Source organism: Xanthomonas sp. 3075, from assembly GCF_014197275.1.
GTDB classification, from domain to species: domain Bacteria; phylum Pseudomonadota; class Gammaproteobacteria; order Xanthomonadales; family Xanthomonadaceae; genus Xanthomonas; species Xanthomonas campestris_B.
Genome location: NZ_JACIFI010000005.1, coordinates 88,932 through 104,745, shown reverse-complemented (window position 1 = coordinate 104,745; position 15,814 = coordinate 88,932). Strand labels below are relative to the sequence as shown.

At 65.1% G+C, this 15,814-nt stretch carries 16 protein-coding genes and 1 pseudogene; 14 read left to right on the top strand and 3 right to left on the bottom strand.

The window, feature by feature from the left end:
• The first annotated feature begins 19 nt into the window (after positions 1–19).
• Positions 20–1,039: a glucokinase family protein gene (locus tag GGR62_RS06580; RefSeq protein WP_326520242.1), complete on the top strand. Its 1,020-nt coding sequence runs from the start codon at positions 20–22 to the stop codon at positions 1,037–1,039.
• Positions 1,040–1,355: 316 nt separating this feature from the next.
• On the opposite strand, the gene GGR62_RS06575 is transcribed toward GGR62_RS06580, so the two are convergent.
• Together GGR62_RS06575 and bioA are read right to left on the bottom strand one after the other, a co-directional pair.
• Positions 1,356–2,090: a 16S rRNA (uracil(1498)-N(3))-methyltransferase gene (locus tag GGR62_RS06575; RefSeq protein WP_184407123.1), complete on the bottom strand. Its 735-nt coding sequence runs from the start codon at positions 2,088–2,090 to the stop codon at positions 1,356–1,358.
• Positions 2,081–3,499: an adenosylmethionine--8-amino-7-oxononanoate transaminase gene (bioA, locus tag GGR62_RS06570; protein WP_184407122.1), complete on the bottom strand. Its 1,419-nt coding sequence runs from the start codon at positions 3,497–3,499 to the stop codon at positions 2,081–2,083. The genes GGR62_RS06575 and bioA overlap by 10 nt, the downstream gene beginning before the upstream one ends.
• Positions 3,500–3,540: 41 nt before the next feature.
• Between bioA and nudE the strand changes: the two genes are divergently transcribed.
• The 10 genes from nudE to GGR62_RS06520 all read left to right on the top strand — a co-directional run bounded on the left by nudE (position 3,541) and on the right by GGR62_RS06520 (position 11,852).
• Complete coding sequence (gene nudE, locus GGR62_RS06565) at positions 3,541–4,089, top strand: ADP compounds hydrolase NudE (protein WP_184407121.1); 549 nt, start codon at positions 3,541–3,543, stop codon at positions 4,087–4,089.
• Positions 4,086–4,886 carry a 3'(2'),5'-bisphosphate nucleotidase CysQ gene (cysQ, locus tag GGR62_RS06560; protein ID WP_184407120.1) on the top strand — a complete coding sequence of 267 codons (801 nt, stop codon included), beginning with the start codon at positions 4,086–4,088 and terminating at the stop codon, positions 4,884–4,886. The genes nudE and cysQ overlap by 4 nt, the downstream gene beginning before the upstream one ends.
• A 185-nt stretch (positions 4,887–5,071) precedes the next feature.
• Positions 5,072–6,007 (top strand): nucleoside triphosphate pyrophosphohydrolase, encoded by a 936-nt coding sequence (mazG, locus tag GGR62_RS06555; protein ID WP_184407119.1) that lies wholly within the window; start codon positions 5,072–5,074, stop codon positions 6,005–6,007.
• Positions 6,004–6,339 (top strand): YnfA family protein, encoded by a 336-nt coding sequence (locus tag GGR62_RS06550; RefSeq protein WP_184407118.1) that lies wholly within the window; start codon positions 6,004–6,006, stop codon positions 6,337–6,339. Before mazG ends, GGR62_RS06550 begins: the two co-directional genes overlap by 4 nt.
• Positions 6,340–6,533: 194 nt before the next feature.
• Entirely contained in the window at positions 6,534–7,499 is a 966-nt protein-coding gene (locus GGR62_RS06545) for an SPFH domain-containing protein (protein WP_184407117.1), read from the top strand.
• A 3-nt stretch (positions 7,500–7,502) separates the two neighbouring features.
• Positions 7,503–7,937, top strand: a complete 435-nt coding sequence (locus tag GGR62_RS06540; RefSeq protein WP_184407116.1) for an NfeD family protein — start codon at positions 7,503–7,505, stop codon at positions 7,935–7,937.
• Between the two features lie 167 nt (positions 7,938–8,104).
• Positions 8,105–9,211, top strand: a complete 1,107-nt coding sequence (gcvT, locus tag GGR62_RS06535) for a glycine cleavage system aminomethyltransferase GcvT (protein WP_184407115.1) — start codon at positions 8,105–8,107, stop codon at positions 9,209–9,211.
• Between the two features lie 142 nt (positions 9,212–9,353).
• The gene (gcvH, locus tag GGR62_RS06530; RefSeq protein ID WP_184407114.1) at positions 9,354–9,749 is read left to right on the top strand and encodes a glycine cleavage system protein GcvH; all 396 of its coding nucleotides are present in this window, start codon (positions 9,354–9,356) and stop codon (positions 9,747–9,749) included.
• A 1,013-nt stretch (positions 9,750–10,762) separates the two neighbouring features.
• A complete protein-coding gene (locus tag GGR62_RS06525; RefSeq protein ID WP_184407113.1) occupies positions 10,763–11,230 on the top strand; it encodes a hypothetical protein in 468 nt (155 codons plus the stop codon).
• A gap of 403 nt (positions 11,231–11,633) precedes the next feature.
• Positions 11,634–11,852 carry a hypothetical protein gene (locus GGR62_RS06520; protein WP_184407112.1) on the top strand — a complete coding sequence of 73 codons (219 nt, stop codon included), beginning with the start codon at positions 11,634–11,636 and terminating at the stop codon, positions 11,850–11,852.
• A 163-nt stretch (positions 11,853–12,015) separates the two neighbouring features.
• Here the strand turns inward: GGR62_RS06520 and GGR62_RS06515 are convergent, their stop codons facing one another.
• Positions 12,016–13,359 carry a serine hydrolase domain-containing protein gene (locus GGR62_RS06515; protein ID WP_184407221.1) on the bottom strand — a complete coding sequence of 448 codons (1,344 nt, stop codon included), beginning with the start codon at positions 13,357–13,359 and terminating at the stop codon, positions 12,016–12,018.
• Positions 13,360–13,723: 364 nt separating this feature from the next.
• Here GGR62_RS06515 and GGR62_RS06510 point away from each other — a divergent pair.
• The 3 genes and pseudogenes from GGR62_RS06510 to GGR62_RS21125 all read left to right on the top strand — a co-directional run bounded on the left by GGR62_RS06510 (position 13,724) and on the right by GGR62_RS21125 (position 15,813).
• Positions 13,724–15,092 (top strand): annotated as a pseudogene (locus GGR62_RS06510) (MFS transporter).
• 176 nt (positions 15,093–15,268) lie between these two features.
• Complete coding sequence (locus tag GGR62_RS06505; RefSeq protein ID WP_184407111.1) at positions 15,269–15,622, top strand: DUF1304 domain-containing protein; 354 nt, start codon at positions 15,269–15,271, stop codon at positions 15,620–15,622.
• A gap of 59 nt (positions 15,623–15,681) precedes the next feature.
• On the top strand, positions 15,682–15,813 hold the full coding sequence (locus GGR62_RS21125) for a hypothetical protein (protein WP_260305577.1): 132 nt from the start codon (positions 15,682–15,684) through the stop codon (positions 15,811–15,813).
• Position 15,814 lies beyond the last annotated feature (1 nt).

The window sequence follows — 15,814 nt, the reverse complement described above, 5'->3', positions numbered from 1 at the left end:
CCACAGATCAGGAGAATGCGTGAGCGCAAGCAGTCCAATGGAAGCGGTGGCCTTTCCGCGCCCCGAAACCTTCGTTGCCGCAGACGTGGGAGGGACGCATGTGCGCCTTGCGTTGGTGTGCGAAAGCGTCGATCCACGCAAACCGGTGACTGTGCTTGATTACCGCAAGTACCGGTGCGCCGATTATCCGGGTCTGGCCGAGATCATGGCTGCGTTCTTCGCCGAGCTTGGCTGCGCACCGGTCAAGCGCGGCGTCATCGCCAGCGCTGGTTACGCGCTGGAGGACGGCAGCGTGATCACCGCCAATTTGCCCTGGGTGCTGGCGCCCGAGCAGATCCGCCGCCAGCTCGGCATGCAGGCGTTGCATCTGGTCAACGATTTCGAAGCGGTGGCGCATGCGGCCAATTACATGACCGACAATCAGGTCATGCAGTTGTCCGGACCTGCGCAGGGTGCGCCGGGCCCGGCGCTGGTGCTTGGTCCCGGCACCGGACTGGGGGCAGCGTTGTGGATTCCCAATGGTGCTCATCCGGCGGTGCTGCCGACCGAAGCGGGCCACGCCGCGCTTGCCGCAGGCAACGATCTGGAAGTGGCGCTGCTGCAGGAGCTACGCCGCACGCGCACGCACGTGGCCACCGAGCATCTGCTGTCCGGGCCCGGCTTGTTGAATCTGTACACCGCGCTGGCGGCCCTGCGTGGCGAGACGGCGGTGCATGCCGGCCCGGCCGATGTCACCGCTGCGGCACTGGCTGGCAATGACGTGCTGGCGCGCGATGCGTTGCAGGCGTTCTGCGGTTTCATGGGCAGCGTGGTCGGCGACATGATCCTGCTCTATGGCGTGCGCAGCGGTGTGTATCTGGCCGGTGGCTTCCTGCCGCAGATTGCCGCCTTCGTTGCCGAGCAAAGCGACTTCGCTGGGCGGCTGCTCGACAAGGGTGCATTACGGCCCGCGCTGGAGCAGGTGCCGGTCAGCATCGTCGAGCACGGCCAGCTCGGCGTGATCGGCGCAGCCAGCTGGTTTTTGCAGCACGGCCGCTGAGCGCTTGCGCATCACGCCGGGCCGTCAGGCCCGCTGCGTCGAACCGATTGACTCCTTAGTTGTTGGCGATGCTGACAGGTGCGACGTGCGACGGCGGGTCAGCGATCACGGCCGTCGCGTCAGTTGCCGCGCTGCGGTGCCTGGGCGGCACGCACATGCGCGACTGCCATGCGTGCATGGTGGATGCAGCGATGCAGCGTAAGGCGGGGCTAATCAGCCACGGTGATGCCCGGCGCCGCGCGCATCCATTGGCGATTGCCCATGACGCCGTGTGAGCGCGCCGTTCCATGCATTGCGCATGTCCACCGCACCGCGCTTATAAATCTCCGAACCGCGCCTGTAACGCTGCGATCGCGGCCAGCCCGGCGGTTTCGGTTCGCAAGATCCGCGGCCCCAATTGCAGGCCGCTGAAGCCGGCCTCGGCGAGGATCGCGCGATCGCGCGGCGACCAACCGCCCTCCGGCCCGATCGCCACCGTCAGATGCTGCTGAGTGCCTGCGGGCAACGTGCCCAGGCGATGCTCGCCGTGCGGGTCCAATGTCAGCCGTAGCGCCTTTGGATCGCTTGCCTGTGCCGCGTCCTGCAGGCCCGCTGGCGCGGCAACCGTGGGTACGCATGCGCGTCCGGATTGCTCGCAGGCCGACACCACCACGCTACGCCAATGCGCAACGCGTTTTTCCATGCGCGCCGGGTCGAGCTTGACCTCGGTCCGCTCGGCGTTGACGGGCACAATGGCTGCAACCCCCAGCTCGGTCGCTTTCTGCAGGATCAGATCCATCTTCTCGCCGCGTGCGATGCCCTGGATCAGGGTGATGCGCAGTGGCGATTCGTTGCATAACCGCTCGGCGCGTTCCACCAGTGCACGTGCCTCGCGTTTGCCGGCCAGGGTGATGCGTGCGTGGTAATCGCTGCCATCGCCATTGAACAGGATGCAGGCATCGCCCTCGCGCAGCCGCAGCACCCGCAACAGGTGATTGGCCGACTCTTCGGGCAGCAGCACTTCCTGATCGCACTGCAGTGCTTGCGCCACATGGGAACGGGTCAGGCGCATGCAACGGCCTCCTCGATGGCATGGCGGGTGGTCGCCGCCAGGAGCGCAAGCTGCGCCTCGTCCACGCAATACGGCGGCATCCAGTACAGCACATCGCCGAGCGGGCGCAGCACCACGCCCTTGTCCAATGCAGCGCGATAGGCCTTCAAACCGACCCGCGCCGCCGCCGGAAACGGCATGCGTTTGTCGCCACCTTGGGTGAGTTCGAAGGCCACGATCATGCCGGCCTGGCGTACGTCCGCCACGGCCGGGTGTTCGCCGATCTGCGCAGCGAGCGCGCTCATGCGCGCAGCAGTGTGCTGGTTGCGCGCGATCACATCGTCGTCGGCGAAGATCTGCAGGGTGGCCAGTGCCGCCGCACACGCCAGCGGATTGCCGGTATAGCTATGCGAATGCAAAAACGCACGTTCGCGCGAATCGTCCAGAAACGCATCGTACAGCTGCTGCGTGGCCAGCACCGCCGACAACGGCAGGAAACCGCCGGTCAGCCCCTTGGACAGGCACAGCAGGTCGGGCATGACGCCAGCCTGTTCGCAGGCGAACAAGGTGCCGGTGCGGCCGAAACCGGTGGCGATCTCGTCGGCGATCAAAAATGCGCCATGCGCATCGCACACGTCGCGCGCGCGGCGCAGATAGGCCGGGTGATACATGCGCATGCCGCCGGCGCATTGCACACGTGGCTCCAGGATCAACGCGCAGATTTCGCCGGGCGATTGTTCGAACAATGCCTGCAGCGCATCGGCTGCCTGCAGTGCGTATTCTTCGGCGCTCTGTCCGGGCTCGGCCAGGTAGGCATCGGGCGACGGCGCAAAGGTCGATTCCAGCAACAGCGGCGCATACACGCGGCGGTACAGCGGAATGTCGCCAACCGACAGCGCGCCGATGGTCTCACCGTGGTAACCGTTTTCCAGCGCGATGAAACGCGTGCGGCGGTGCTCGCCGCGGTTGTGGAAATAATGGAAGGCCATCTTCAACGCCACTTCCACCCCGGCCGAGCCGTTGTCGGCATAGAACACCTTCGACAACGGCGCGCGGCCGGCCTGGCGCGGCGCGATCGCCAACAGACGCTCGGCCAGTTGCACGGCCGGCGCATGCGTGAAGCCAGCCAGCATCACCTGCTCCAGTTCGCCGGCCTGGCGCGCGATGGCCGCGCCGATGCGCGGTTCGGTGTGGCCGAACAGGTTGGTCCACCAACTGCTGACCGCATCCAGATAGTGGCGACCGTCGTAGCCGATCAGCCACGCGCCGTCGCCACGCGCGATCGGCACCAGCGGAAGTGTGTGCGGGTGCTCGCGCATCTGCGTGCAGGGATGCCAAAGCACCTCAAGATCGCGTTGCCGCCAATGTCCGTCAGCTTGAGAGGCTGCCGGGTCTGCTAGGATTTCGGGCTCATGAACATGTCGATGCATCTGCCTATTCTATCGGCCGGCTCCGCCGCTGCGTGCTGCGCATGAGTCCGCGCCTGCCGACCATCCACAAGATCACCGATCTGGGTGACGGGCCGTTCCGTCGCCAGCAGCTGGATCTGGAATTTTCCAACGGGCAGCGCCGCGTGTACGAACGTCAACTCAGCCAGGGCCACGGCGCGGTGGTGGTGGTGCCGATGCTTGATGCGCAGACCGTGTTGCTGGTGCGCGAGTACGCCGCCGGCGTGCATCGCTACGAGCTGGGTCTGGTCAAGGGCCGCATCGATGCGGGCGAGACGCCCGAACAGGCGGCCGACCGCGAACTCAAGGAAGAAGCCGGCTACGGCGCGCGCCAGGTCCAGGTGCTGCGCGCGATGACGCTCGCTCCTACTTATATGAGTCATCAATCCTGGTTGGTGCTGGCGCGCGACCTCTATCCCGAACGCCTGGTGGGCGACGAGCCGGAAGAGATGGAGGTGGTGCCCTGGCCGATCGCGCGCCTGGACGAGTTGATGCTGCGCGAGGATTTTTCCGAAGGCCGCTCGCTGGCCGCCTTGTTCATTGCGCGCGAGTGGCTGGAGCGCAATCCATGATCCGCATTCCGATGGAATTGCGCGAAACCGTGATCGCGATCGCCCGCGACGCAGGCGCGGCGATCATGGACGTGTACGCGCAGGACTTCGCGGTGGAGATCAAGGACGATGCCAGCCCGCTGACCCAGGCCGACCTGGCCGCCAATCGGGTCATCGTCGAGGCGTTGCGCCGGGTCACGCCGGACGTGCCGGTGCTGTCGGAAGAATCCGCACACATTGCCTGGGAAGAGCGCCAGTACTGGACCAGCTACTGGCTGGTGGATCCCCTCGATGGCACCCGCGAGTTCGTCAAGCGCAATGGCGAGTTCAGCGTCAACATCGCACTCATCCATATGGGCGCGCCGGTACTGGGCGTGGTGCAGGCGCCGGTCGATGGTCGAGTCTGGTATGCGGCACGTGGCGAAAACGCCTATCGCCGCGACGGCGACCGCGACGAAATGCTGCACACGCGCACGCCTGCCACCACCCCGCTGCGGGTCGCGGCCAGCCGTTCGCACCGCGATGCGCGCACGGCCGCCGCGCTGGAGCGCATGGGCGAGATCGACGTCGTCGCGCAGGGGTCGTCGTTGAAGTTCTGCCGCATCGCCGAAGGCGACCTGGACGTGTACCCGCGCTTCGGTCCGACCTCCGAATGGGACACCGCAGCCGGTCAGTGCGTGTTGCATGCCGCAGGCGGCATGCTGCTGGCAGGCGATTCCGGCAAGCCGTTCCGCTACAACCGTCGGGATACCTTGCTCAACGGCGACTTCATCGCATTGGGCGACCCGAACCTGCCGTGGCGTACCTGGCTGGTGTGAGCGACCGGCAGGCGCGTGCGGGCCGCCCGCTCGGACCTGGCGGTGCGCGAATCCCGATGGCGTGAACGGTACACTCCGGCACGTGCGCCGCCTACAGCAGGATCCCGATGCGCATGGCCGTGCCAGGCACGCCTGCATCGCCCAGGCACGCACGCAACGACATGCCACGTTCCAGGAAAAACTTCATGGTTCAGACCCCGCCGACCGGCGATATCCAGCACCTGCTGCAACTGATGGCGCGCCTGCGCGATCCCCAACATGGCTGCCCGTGGGACGTGGCGCAGACCTTCGCCAGCATCGCGCCATACACCATCGAAGAAGCCTACGAAGTTGCCGACGCGATCGATCGCAACGACCTGCCAGGCCTGCGCGACGAGTTGGGCGACCTGTTGTTGCAGGTGGTGTTCCATGCGCAGATGGCGGCCGAGCAGGGAGCCTTCGGGTTCGCCGACGTGGTGGCCACGCTCAGCGACAAGCTGGTGCGCCGCCATCCGCATGTGTTCGCCGCGCAACGGGCCGACGACGCGCAGGCGGTGAGCGTCAACTGGGAGCAGATCAAGCGCGACGAACGCCGCGCCGCCGGCCATCAGGACGACTCCGCGCTTGCCGGCATCGCACGCGGCCTGCCCGAATGGCAGCGCTCCACCAAACTGCAAGCGCGCGCGGCGCGGGTCGGCTTCGACTGGCCGGGCCCGGCACCGGTGCTGGAAAAGCTGCAGGAAGAAATCGAAGAGCTGCGGGTGGAATTCGCACGCGGGCCGGTCGCCGACAACCAGGCCCGGCTGGAGGACGAACTCGGCGATGTGTTGTTCGTCTGCGCCAATCTGGCGCGGCATGCCAAGGTCGATGTCGGTGCTGCACTGCGCCACGCCAATCTGAAGTTCGAACGCCGCTTCCGTGCGATGGAAGCGCAGGCGCACGCCGCTGGCACGTCGTTGACGGCGCTGTCCCTGCACGAACAGGAAGCGCTGTGGCAACAGGTCAAGCGCGACGAGCGTGACGGTGATCCGGCGGCGCTCGACAGCGGTCAGCCTGTCACGCAGATGTCAGGCATCGGTGAGCAAGGTGGCGACAGGCCAGGTCTGCACCGCGCGCACCCTGACCGGCAAGACCGCGAATGAATTCCGCGCCGACCACGCTGGCGTTGTTCGCGGCCACCGCGATCGCCGAGCTGGTGGGTTGCTACCTTCCTTATCTATGGCTGCGCAAAGGCGGCAGCGCGTGGTTGCTGCTGCCCACGGCGCTGAGCCTGGCGATCTTCGTGTGGTTGTTGAGCCTGCATCCGGATGCCAGCGGGCGGGTGTATGCGGCCTATGGCGGCGTCTATGTCGCCAGCGCCTTGCTGTGGTTGTGGTGGGTGGACCGGGTCACGCCCACGCGCTGGGATCTGCTGGGTGCCAGCTGTTGCCTGCTCGGCATGGCGATCATCCTGTTTTCGCCGCGTAGCGCCTGAGCGCGCACTCGCACACCAACGCATGTGCTTCGCAAACCGCAGCTGCCTGATCGGTGCCGGAGAGATGCCCAACCAAGACCAAGTGCCCGAACCGGTGAGCCGCCTCGCCGCATGCGTAGCTCACGATATGGGTACAGGTGGCGCTAGGGCATACTCAAGGCAAGGACCGACTCGTCACTTGCAAGGGGCTGCATATGTTTCCGACTTCTTTTCTGGCCATCGCCGTTCTGGTCGCTGGCGTCATCGTGTTGTTCAAGACCGTGCGCATGGTGCCGCAGGGATTTCAGTGGACGGTGGAGCGCTTCGGCCGCTATACCCACACCATGAGTCCGGGCCTGCACTTTCTGGTGCCGGTGGTCTATGGGGTGGGGCGCAAGATCAACATGATGGAGCAGGTGCTCGACGTGCCCAGCCAGGACGTCATCACCAAGGACAACGCCGTGGTGCGCGTGGACGGCGTGGTGTTCTTCCAGGTGCTCGATGCCGCCAAGGCCGCGTATGAGGTCTCCAACCTGGAGATCGCCTCGATCGCGCTGGTGCAGACCAACATCCGTACCGTGATCGGCTCGATGGATCTGGACGAATCGCTGAGTCAGCGCGAAACCATCAATGCGCAGCTGCTCAGCGTGGTCGATCAGGCCACCAATCCCTGGGGCATCAAGGTCACCCGCATCGAGATCCGCGATATCCAGCCGCCGCGCGACCTGATCGACTCGATGGCGCGGCAGATGAAGGCCGAGCGCGAAAAGCGCGCGCAGATCCTCGAAGCCGAAGGTTCGCGCCAGTCGGAAATCTTGCGCGCCGAAGGCGAGAAGCAGGCAGCGGTGCTCGAAGCCGAAGGCCGCAAGGAAGCCGCGTTCCGCGATGCCGAAGCGCGCGAGCGTCTGGCCGAGGCCGAAGCCAAGGCCACCCAGGTGGTCTCCGATGCGATCGCCAACGGCAGCGTGCAGGCGATCAACTACTTCGTCGCACAGAAATATGTGGAGGCGTTCAAGGCGCTGGCCACTGCGCCCAACCAGAAGTTCGTGCTGATGCCGATGGAATCCAGCGGCATCATCGGCTCGATCGCCGGTATCGCCGAGTTGGCCAAGGAAGCATTGAACAAGCCCGACGCAAGCACTGTGCGGGTGCCGCCGATGCCGCCGCGCGTGGGAGACTGAGCCATGCGCTGGGACGTGGTGGTCTGGGCGGTGCTGGCATTGGTATTGATTGCTGCCGAGACGCTGGTGCCCGGCGCGTTCCTGCTATGGATGGGCATTGCCGCGGCGGCGGTGTGCGTGCTGGTTCTCGCGCTGCCGGGCATGACGCTGCTGCTGCAGATCGTCGCCTTCGTGCTGCTCAGTTTCTTGTCGGTGCAGGGGTATCGCAGCTGGTTTCGCGGCAAGGGTCGGCAAAGCGATCGCCCCCTGCTCAACCGACGCGCCGAGCAGTTGATCGGCCGTTGTGTGGTGCTCGACCAGCCGATCCACGCCGGTCGTGGTCGCGCCAAGGTCGACGACGCGTTCTGGGTGGTCAGCGGTCCGGATCTTCCGGCCGGCGCGCCGGTACGCATCGTCGGTGTCGATGGCATGACCTTGCAGGTGCAGGCAGTCGATTGAGCGAGCAGGGCAGGGTGCGCTGCCCTGTCGGGAATCGATGTTGCAGCGCGGCGCGGCATGCTGCAGCGACGTCCAGCCGCCGTCGCTGCGATAGCGCATCGCCAACGCCGTTTTCCCCAAGCGCGGCCGGGCAGCGATAATGGTCCTCTTTCCTCGGACCGGCGCCCATGACCCAGAAGACCATCCTCAACGACACCCATCGCGCGCTCGGCGCCAAGATGGTCGACTTCGGCGGCTGGGACATGCCGATCCACTACGGCTCGCAACTCGACGAACACCACCAGGTGCGTCGCGACGCCGGCATGTTCGACGTCAGCCACATGACCGTGGTCGATCTGCACGGCCCACGCGTGCGCGAGTTCCTGCGCTACCTGCTGGCCAATTCGGTGGACAAGCTCAAGGTCTCCGGCAAGGCGCTGTACACCTGCATGCTCAACCCGCAGGGCGGGGTGATCGACGACCTCATCGTCTACTTCATGGCCGAGGACTTCTTCCGTCTGGTCGTCAATGCCGCTACCCGCGAAAAGGATCTGCAGTGGATCGGCGAGCAGGCCGCACGCTTCGAGGTGCGCGTGGAAGAGCGTAGCGACTTCGCGATGATCGCGGTGCAAGGCCCCAATGCACGCGCCAAGGTCATCGAACTGGTGGATTCGGCCGATACCGCGGCGGCCAGCAAGCTCGGCCGTTTCGCCGCCCTGCAGACGCGCTCGCGCGATGGCGTGGAGCTGTTTCTCGCGCGCACCGGTTACACCGGCGAAGACGGTTTCGAGATCGTGCTGCCGCAAGACGCGGCGGTGGCGTTCTGGAACGCGCTGCTCGCGCAAGGCGTCAAGCCGGCCGGTCTGGGCGCGCGCGATACCTTGCGGCTGGAGGCCGGCATGAATCTTTACGGTCAGGACATGGACGACACGGTCAGTCCTTACGAAGCAGCGCTGGCCTGGACGATCGCCCTGGACGAAGGCCGCGACTTCATCGGTCGCGCCGTGCTCGAGTCGCAACAGGCGCAGGGCGCACCGCGCCAATTGATCGGTGTGGTGATGGATGAGAAGGGCGTGCTGCGGCATGGCCAGACCGTGCTCACCGCCAGCGGCGAGGGCGAGATCCTGTCCGGCACGTTCTCGCCCACGCTCGGCAAGGCGATCGCGTTCGCGCGCGTGCCGGCTGGCAGCATCGACGATCTGCGCGTGGACATCCGCGGCAAGCAGGTGCCGCTGCGCGCGGTGAAGTTCCCGTTCGTGCGCGATGGCCAGGCGCAGGCCGGCGTGCTCGGTTGATGCGTCAGGCGCTGTCGGCCTTAGTCGGCCTGCAGCGCGCAACACCCTGCGAACCAACACGGACCGACGCACGTGTACCTGCCTTGTCGCGCGGTCTAAACTAGCCACCTGTCCCCAACCCCTAGCTTCCCGGAGCACACCCATGAGCGAGATCCCTGGCGACCTCAAGTTCCTCAAATCCCACGAGTGGGCCCGCGTCGAAAGCAACGGCCGCGTCACCGTCGGTATCTCCGACCACGCGCAGGGCCTGCTGGGCGACCTGGTCTACGTCGAACTGCCGGGCGTCGGCGACACCGTGCAGGTCGGTAACGGCGCTGCGGTCGTGGAGTCGGTCAAAGCCGCCTCCGACGTCTACAGCCCGGTCAGCGGCACCGTCGTCGAGGTCAACAGCGCACTCAGCGACAAGCCGGAAACCATCAACGAAGACGCCTACGGCGACGGCTGGATCTTCGTGGTCGAACTCGACGACAAGGAAGAGCTCAACGACCTGCTGTCGCCGGACGACTACGCCGAGCTGCTGGAAGACGAGTCGCACTGACGTCGCAGCACCGTTCGCACGTCCCGATGGCCGCTCCTGAGAGCGGCCATTTTTTTGGGTGCGGTTCCGGTGGCAGTGCCGTGGCCTCGCTTCGGTGTGATGGCGGACACCATGCCGACGGCTCGATCCAGAGGCGTGTGTTGTGGGTCTGCGCGCATCGATGTGGTCGGCGACGAATGGCGGTTTGCTGTTCGCCATGTCCGCGATTGCGTCCTGTCGAAGCCGCGCGCATGCGGGTGCGTCGGATTTCTGACGTGAGTCGCTGGTGACGTTCGAGCGTGCGCGCGGTGAAAGATTCTGCCGCCGCCGTACGCACCGATCGTCCAGCACAAGGCGCAACGCATGCCTGCGATGGTGCGTGCGGACGCACGCATGGCGATCAAACGACGCAATAAGTTTGCGCATTTCCGCTCGTGCGCTGCCTCAAGCAACGTTGTTGGATAAAAAATTTTCAGCTGGCGGACAGGCGGCGGATCCTGCCGGCCGCGCCGATAGCTCAACGCGCCATCGTGGTCGCCGATGCCGGGTGTATTTGTATCGGCGAAGAAAAACAGCGCAAAAGAAGTGGTTTTTTGAAAGCGCTGTTATGCGCGCGCACGCTTTGCTCGCTTGGGTGAGGCAGCGTGCGGCACGCTTTGCTCGCTTGGATACACCGCATCGCGATGCCCGGCCAAAAAAAAATTGCAAAAGAGTGTTGACAGTAAAAAAAAGCGTGATTAGGTTTCGCCCAGCAGACATTGCTGCGAAAGAGAGTGAGCAGAATCGACATCAAGCCGACAAGCTTGTTCCGGATGTCCACCGAAGCGCCATCAGCGGTGGAGTCGGGTTCGCTTCTCTCCAAGAAAGCAGTCGTCCTTTCGATCACGCACCCGTGTCGCCGTTCGATGCGGGTGTTTCTGTATCCGTCCCGTCGCGCATTCCCTGCGGACGGTTCCCGACGACGGCACGCCGTTGCGGGGTTTGGTTCAACTGGGCGTTTCAACTCCATAGTTCACTGACGAGGAGCCAATTACATGGCCACTAAAAAAGCTGCGAAAAAGAAACCCACCGCCAAGAAGGCAGTGAAGAAGACTGCCGCCAAGAAGGCCGTCAAGAAGGTCGCAAAGAAGGCGACCGCCAAGAAGGCAGTGAAGAAGGCTGCTGCCAAGAAGGCCGTCAAGAAGACTGCGAAGAAGGCAGTGAAGAAGGCAGCCGCCAAGAAGGCAGTGAAAAAGACTGCTAAGAAGGCGACCAAGAAGACGGCCGCCAAGAAGGCCGTGAAGAAGACTGCAAAGAAGGCGACCAAGAAGACGGCCGCCAAGAAGGCAGTGAAGAAGACTGCCAAGAAGGCAGTGGCGAAGAAGGCGACCAAGAAGTCCGCCACCAAGAAGACTGCTGCCAAGAAGCCTGCTGCGAAGAAGGTCGCCAAGAAGAAGCCGGCCGTTCGCAAGAAGAAGGCCGCTCCGGTCGCGCTGCCCGCAACTCCGGCACCGCTGATCTGATCTGTAATACCCGATCGCCGTAAACATCGAGCTCTCTCCCCGACGCCCAGCGGGGAGGGAGCTTTTTTATTGGGCTGGCATCTAGCTGTTTTCAGGCTGGCCACGCCGCCGAGCGCGGCGGGAAGTGGCGGCGCATCGCAACCGTGCGCGTGCCGGGTATGTGCGCAAGCTGCAATCAGCCGGTGTTCGCCATGGCCTCCAACGCGACCGATCCGCAGATGGGGTGAGCGCGGCAGCGGTCTTGTTGTGCCTGGCGGTGTCGCCATCCATCCCGATCGATTCGCGCATGCCAGGCCGCGCGTGACGGACAGACCGACGCCGGCTGCGGTCAAGTGCCGACGTCGCCATATCTGCAGCGCCCCCGTTTCGCGCGTGCACACGACCGATTCCCCGCAGCGTGCCCATGGTCCTTCCGGTTCAACAATGGGCCGATCGTCTGCTCAAGCATCCAGCCATGCAGCGACGGCAGCGGCCGGCCCCGTTGCCGACGGTCGCCGACCTCACTGGAATCGGCCCGAATATCGCGACGGCGTCGCAGCGAGCATGCATGTTGCCGCACGTCGTCTGCGATGAGGTGGCCAATCAGCGGCCGTTCGTCTCCACAGGCGCTCTGATGCGCTGACGCTAGCGGCATGCCATGACGGTGCGAGTCTCCCCGCATGCGCCGACGGTCGCCTCACGGCCCTGCCAGTTCATCGGCAACGGGCAGATGCGAAAAACACCAAAGGCGGCCGAGGCCGCCTTTGGTTGTGTCCGCATCGATATCAGGCGCTGCTGCCGCCACGTCAGCGTGGCGATGCCACCGACTTGCCGGACGAGGCGCCCTTGCCGGCGGGATCGGGGCGCTCCGCCAGCATGTTCTCGCTACCGAAGTCGCCATCCACATCGATATCCAGCCAACGCTTGGTCGGCAGACCAAGTGCACGATCCAGGATGGTCGGCATCATGCCGGAGGGCAGGCCGCTTTCGCCGTTCCACAGGATTGCGATGCCCAGATCGCGCTCGGGCAGCAATGCGACCAGACCGCGATAACCCTGGACGGCGCCGGCATGGAAGACCACCTGATGGCCCGCGTAATCGAACACACGCCAGCCCAGCGCGTAGCTGGCCGCATCCACGCGCTCGTGGCGCCAGCCCGAGCGCATTTCGCCCGGGGTGGAGATCAGTGGCGCATGCAGCGTCGCCAGCAGCGGCGCAGGCAATACGTCGGTGCGGTGGCCTGTGTGTGCCAGCAACCACTGCGCCATGTCGCTGGCGCTGGCATTGACGCCTGCTGCGGGGGCAAGACGGTAGTAGGTCGGCTTGGGCGTCAGCGATACCCAGCCATTGCGGCTGCGCACGTGCGGACGCGCCCAATGCGGACTGGCCTGGATGCCGGCCAGCCCCATGCTCGCATCGTTCATGCCCAGCGGCTTGAAGATGCGGCGCTCCACCGACTGCTCGTAGAAGCCGCCCGACGCGGCAAACACCACATCGCCCACCAGGCTGAAGGCGACGTTCTGATACGCATAGCAGTCGCCCGGTGCGCAGCGCAGCGGCGCGGCGGCCAGCTTGTGGCTGAGCGAGTAGTAATCGACGTTGGATTCGATATCGCGGTCGTAGGCATTGCGGGTCAGCCCGACGCGGTGGCTGAGCACCTCGGCGACGGTGAGCTGACGGGTGGCGACGTTGTCGCTGAGCTGGAAGCCCGGCACATAGTCGACCACCTTGCTGTCCCAGCGCAGCACGCCATCGTTGACCAACAGCCCCGCCATGGTGCCGGCGAAGGCCTTGGACAGCGAGGCCAGCCGGAACACGGTGTGGCCATCGACCGGCTGCGGATGATTGACGTCGGTGACGCCATAACCGCGTGCGCTGAGCACCTTGCCGCCCTGCACGATCGCCATCGCCATGCCGGGCACGCGATTGCCGTAGGTCAGTTGGTTGGCCATCGATTCGAATGCCGCGACATCGAAGCCAGCCGCTGGCGCCAACACCTGGCTGGCCGGCAGCGATGCGCGGTATTGCAGCGGAGCAGTCGGCGACTGTGTGACGCTGGCCGGCTGCAACGCAGAGGCAGTCGGCGCGGGTGTCTGCGCGGTGGAAGAGAGGGCCAGGGGCAATAACGCCCCGAGCAGCCCGATGGCCAACGGACGGAACCGTCGACTGCGCATTTGTGTCATGTGTGTGCCGCCTGTTCCACTGCCATCGGCGATTCTAGCGCCGTGCTTCGCAATAGCACAAACTGCCGGAAGATGAATGGGCATCGTATTGATCCTATTGATGATTTTAGGTTCATAAATCGGCCTGCGCAGCGCCTTTCCAACGCAGCCCGGAGCCCGTGCGAATGCAGCTGCAAGCAGCGTGCCGTATCGATACCTAGGCCGGCCGGCGGTGTCCTGCCCGTGGCGGCTGGTGATGCAGCACGGCATCGGCTAACTTGCGCGCTTGTTTCGCGGGTGCCGCCGTCATGTCCTTGCTGTCACGCCCGTCGATGCGAGCGAACTTTCCCCGATGAACAGCCCATCTGCGCCGCGCTCGCGGCTGGCCGTTTGAGCGCGGCGTTGCGCAGCTCGCCGCCGCTGGCGTGGTCGTTCCTGTATTTCTTCTGCCTGCTCAGCGGCTATTACGTGCTGCGTCCGGTGCGCGAGACGATGGGCGCTTCGGCCGATGTGGAAGCGATCTTTCCTGCCGGCATGATCGCGTTCTTCGCCGCGCACGGCATGCCGCTCAAGGAGTTCACCCTGCAGGTGCTGTTTACCTGCACCTTCCTGATCATGTTGTTGCTGCAGCCGGTCTACGGTGCGCTGGTCAGCCGCTATCCGCGGCGCGTGTTCCTGCCGGTGGTGTACGGTTTCTTCATTGCGACCCTGCTGCTGTTCTATGTGCTGTTCGACAGTGGCGTGCCCGGACGCGGCATGGCGTTCTTCCTGTGGATTTCCGTGTTCAATCTGTTCGCCGTGGCGGTGTTCTGGAGCTTCATGGCCGATGTCTTCAGTAATGCCGAGGCGCGCAGGTATTACGGTTATATCGGTGCGGCCGGCACGCTGGGCGCATTTCTCGGGCCGATGCTCACCCGTACCCTGGTGGAGCGCATCGGCATTGCGCACCTGATGCTGGTCTCGGCCGCCTTTCTGGGGTTGTGCGTGGTGTGCCTGCTGCGCTTGCGGTGGTGGGCGGTGGCACGCGAACAGGAGCGGCAGCAGGATTCCGGCGAAGTGCCGATGGGCGGCGATGTGCTGGGCGGGCTCAAGTTGATCGTGCGCGAGCCGCTGCTGCGCTGGCTGGCAGTGACGATGGTGTTCGGAGTGGGTGTCGGCACGCTGCTCTACAACGAACAGGCGGCGCTGGTGCGGCGGTTGTACACGGATGCGGCGGCCAGCACCGCGTACTACGCGAGCATCGATCTGGCAGTCAACGCATTGACCCTGGTATTGCAGTTGTTGGTGACACGCGCGCTGTTGTCGCGGTTTGGCATCGCGCCGGCGCTGCTGATTCCCGGCGTGGCGATCACGCTGGGTTATGCCGTGCTGGCTGCGTCGCCGCTCCCATGATGGTGGCGATCGTGCAGGTGATCACGCGATCCAGCGAGTTCGCACTGGCCAAACCCGCGCGCGAAACGCTGTACACGCGTGTGGACCGCCAATGGCGCTACAAGGCAGGTGCGGCGATCGATACCGTGGTCTATCGCGGTAGCGACCTGAGCTTTGTGTGGGTATACAAACTGGTGTCCGCATTCGGCTCCGGCGCGGTATTCGGCATCGGGCTGCTGGCGGGAGCAGGGATGACCGTGGGCGCAGTCGGCTTGCTGCGCCAAGCACGCAGGCTGCCAGCCGAGCGTGGTGTCGATACGTCCGGGCAGGCGCCCGATCCGCGCAATTGACCGATCAGCGCGCACGCCGTCGAGCGAGTGCGCCCATCTGCCGGTGTTCACTCGCGCGCGATCATGTGCATCGTGTCCGCGCGTCTGAGCGCGGTGCGGCGATCGGCACGCCGCTCCGAACAGGGCGACCGCAATCGCGGCTATGCTGGCCGCCACATTCGCTCGATCAATCTGCCATGTCTCTGTTCGCCATCGTCGCCGGCCTGTTTGTCGCATTGCTGCATGTCTACATTCTGGTGTTGGAAATGGTGTTGTGGACGCGCCCAGTGGGTCTGAAGACCTTCCGCAATACCCTGGAGAAGGCGCAAGCCACGCGCGTACTGGCGGCCAACCAGGGCCTGTACAACGGCTTCCTGGCTGCTGGCCTGTTCTGGGGCGCATTGGCTGCACGCAGCGACGTGCTGAGTTTCTTCCTGGGCTGCGTGGTGGTGGCCGGTTGCTATGGCGCCTACAGCGTCAACCGACGCATCTTCTTCGTGCAGGCGCTGCCGGCGTTGATCGCGCTGGCGCTGGTGTGGTTGCCGCGTTGATCGATACCAGCTGGTGGCCATTGCTGCAGCCGTCTTGATGCCTGCAGGCAATCTCCGGCGTGGCTCTGCAGCTGACTGCGAGCGTGCTGGTCGGTGCGCCGGCCCACACACTCGGCAAGCATGCGCGGCGCGACAGCATGTACGCCAACGCAAACGGCGAGCCGAAGCTCGCCGTTTGCGTGATGACCTGAC